Below are 3,140 nucleotides of genomic sequence, written 5' to 3' on the forward strand. Positions count from 1 at the left end.
GGTTGTGATAATTTATTTACCAAGATCAACTAAAAATATTCATGGCTTTTCGACAAAGCATTGCCTGCAACATTAAGTGGAGTAGACGAAAAGCCCCAAAAAGAAGCCCCGATAATCAGAGACTATCGGGGCTTTTTGTTCTACTCCATGTTGACCGAAGCTGGCCTTCCATTGGGGACAAAGTAGCGGCATCTTTTATTGCCTGCTGACGATCAATCCGCTATTTTGTATGGTGTCTGCTTCATGGGAGAGCATCTTGAGCATGGTTAACCTGTTTTTTGTTTGCATGGCCCGGCTGGTTTTTTCATTTTGCTCATTTTTCTATGTCTTTTCTTCATACTTACCTATACCTCTGCCGGCACGTCCGTCAACGTTGAAAAAAAATGCTGGCTTTTCCCAAATCCCAATGTCACCCTATTCTCTTTGTACCTCCATTCCGTGTTTATTGATATCTATGATATACAGCAATTCCAGTTTTGCTTTTTTACAACTGCTGCATAACAGCACATCCGTGCCGTATTTTTCTATGGTTCTTATGCTTGCGCTTATGTGTGCCTGTTGTGCATGTGGGGGCAAGGCCATTTGTTGAAGCAATTCGTTCACACGTTCCTTCCGTTTATAATTACCCAGATAACCATAGTGCCTTATCCTGCAAAAGCGTGGTGGCAACAAATGCTGTTCATAGCGTCGCAAAAATTCTTCCCCACTTAAAGTCAGTTTCTTTTTCTTTCCGCCATCTGCATAATCTTTATACTCAAAGGTGACATTGTTGTCCATGTCAATACGCTTTATACGGTGATTGCTGATCGCGACCTTGTGCGTGTACCGACCCAAATACTCCAGTACTTGTGCGGGACCACCCATGGGTTCTTTAAAATAAGCAATCCACTCCATACTGTACAGCGAGCCACACAGTGCAGGCCATGCCGCATGCTGCTCTTTGGTCATGGTCACGGTGCCGTTGTCAATACCCTGCTGCAACTGTTTCAGGAAGTATGCGCGGTACACCTGGCGTACAGCTTTAACCGGAAAGAGAAAGAGGTGTTTGGCTTTTAGAGCTTCTTTCCATTGCTTGTTCTTATCTATGCCGCCACCACTTACAATACAATGCACATGCGGATGAAAGCTCAACTGCTGCCCCCAGGTATGCAGTATGGTTATAATGCCCGGTTGTGCGTCAAGGTACTGTGGATCCTTAGCAAATTTCAGCAGCGTATAGGATGCCGCATCGAAGAGCAAGGTGAACATGGCTTTCCGGTTGCCCATGACAAGGCTGTTCAACTGATGGGGTATGGTGAAGACTGCATGATAGTACTTTACCGGTAAGAGCTCTTTCATCCGTGCTTCTATCCACTCTTCTTTTTTACTGTTGCCACACTGTGGACAATGACGGTTGCGGCAACTATGATACACATATTGCATAGCGCCGCAATCGCTGTCACCGCAGCGATAAGCATGATACCCAAAATCAGCCGTGCGACAACGTTCTATGAGGCTAAGCACTTTATGACTGCCTGCTGCGGTAAGCGCTTTCCATCCATCCATTTGTTGCAGTAGTTGTTGTACAGTGGCCCGGCTGCCGGTGCTGTTACTTGCTATCACCGGCTTGCTGTTTACAGAGTTGATCAAGCGGGTTAATGATACGGCTGCAGCGATGTGTTTGCAGATGCAGGTAAATCATCGTGGTGCTGATGTTGCTATGTCCGAGCAGTTCTTTGATGGTGTGCAGGTCTGTCCCTGTATCGAGCAGATGAGTGGCGAAGGAATGACGAAGCGTATGAGCGCTAAAGCCTTTGTCTTTAAAGCCTGCGAGTTTCATGGCCTGCTCCACGTTGAACTCTATGCTGCGGCAATGCATGGATCTGCCTTTGGTCTTGCCTTCAAATAAATAAACCGCAGGGCGGTGTTTGAGAAAATATTGACGAAGGGTATCCAGCGCTTTTGCAGAAAGAAGTGTATAGCGGTCTTTATTGCCTTTTCCCGCCACCACTTTAATGCGCATGTGGGTACTGTCGATGTCGGCCACTTTAATGCGGCTGCACTCTTCGAGGCGAATACCGCTGCTGTAAAACAGTTGCAGCAACGCCTGTTGCTTAATGGTAAGTGATGTGTTTAATAACTGGCCCACTTCAATGGCACTCATTACATTGGGCAGCTTAAAGCCCTTGCGTGGATAAAGTTTGGAAGGAAGATCGTAAGGACGCTTAAGTATTTGCTTAAAGAAAAAAGAAACGCTGGAAGCTACAAGCCGGCATTTGGAAAAGCCGCTGTTGAATACTTTTTTAATGTAACAGATATACAACTCAATCTGCTCTGCCGTAAGTTTGGATGGAAGAGTATCCGGATAATACTCAAAGATGAAACGCATCTCGCGCATGTAATTACCAATGCTTCGGGGCGAATAATTACCAACAGTCATAACCTGTTGCAACTTAAGTAATGCCGCTTCTGCGGTAGGCGCTAATTTTTTTTCTCAACTTTTTTCATGATGTAAATTTTTAGAATACTAATTTAAGAAAAACGGAATAGTGGTGGTTCCCGAGGAACGAGGGTTCGGTTCAACAAAAGTATTGCTGCAAATGGGGCAGGACATATATCTGAGCGATAGTAGCAACAATGAACAATTATTTATAAATTTGGCTATAGTTCCAGCATACGGAATGCTATTATCCCGCCTGCGCAAAGCTGTACCGTTATACGCTATCAACACATCATCAAATGCAAGGACTTACCATTTTAATATTACTGTTGGCATTTTACCCAAAGTCAGCGGAAAGTTGTTCATGCCGACCACTTTCTGTTCCCGAGAATTTTGAAAGATCAGCGGCTGTGTTTGAAGGAGAAGTCTTAAAAATTGATACCGTTGGTTGGACAACTAAAGGTTTGGAATCGGGAGATTATTACCGAGCTTATCTGGTGACGCTTAAAATTTTAAAGCATTACAAAGGAAATTTTTATTCTGACACAGCTTTGATTTTGACTGGAGAGCGGTTCGGCACTGGGGACTGTGGCTATGATTTCGGTGGTGCAAAGACCCATATAATATACGCCTCCCATAGGAAATATAAATTAATGAGATCTTCTGACCAAGATCATTTGAAATTTTTAACTAAAGAGTTTTATTATTTGGAGACAACTTA

3 protein-coding genes are annotated in these 3,140 nt (G+C 44.0%); 1 reads left to right on the forward strand and 2 read right to left on the reverse strand.

What is annotated here, in order from left to right:
* Positions 1 to 414: 414 nt before the first annotated feature.
* Together H0W44_10695 and H0W44_10700 are read right to left on the reverse strand one after the other, a co-directional pair.
* Complete coding sequence (locus H0W44_10695) at positions 415 to 1,545, reverse strand: IS91 family transposase (GenBank protein MBA3582903.1); 1,131 nt, start codon at positions 1,543 to 1,545, stop codon at positions 415 to 417.
* A 43-nt stretch (positions 1,546 to 1,588) separates the two neighbouring features.
* The gene (locus H0W44_10700) at positions 1,589 to 2,419 is read right to left on the reverse strand and encodes a tyrosine-type recombinase/integrase (GenBank protein ID MBA3582904.1); all 831 of its coding nucleotides are present in this window, start codon (positions 2,417 to 2,419) and stop codon (positions 1,589 to 1,591) included.
* Between the two features lie 410 nt (positions 2,420 to 2,829).
* Between H0W44_10700 and H0W44_10705 the strand changes: the two genes are divergently transcribed.
* The coding region (locus H0W44_10705; protein MBA3582905.1) for a hypothetical protein at positions 2,830 to 3,140 on the forward strand (311 nt) is incomplete at its 3' end.

This window comes from Gammaproteobacteria bacterium (assembly GCA_013817245.1).
Classification (GTDB): domain Bacteria; phylum Pseudomonadota; class Gammaproteobacteria; order HTCC5015; family HTCC5015; genus JACDDA01.

Bases quoted from the DNA above. Each gene is read 5' to 3' on its own strand.
- H0W44_10695 (MBA3582903.1), bottom strand. From the start codon at position 1,545: ATGGATGGATGGAAAGCGCTTACCGCAGCAGGCAGTCATAAAGTGCTT.
- H0W44_10700 (MBA3582904.1), bottom strand. From the start codon at position 2,419: ATGACTGTTGGTAATTATTCGCCCCGAAGCATTGGTAATTACATGCGC.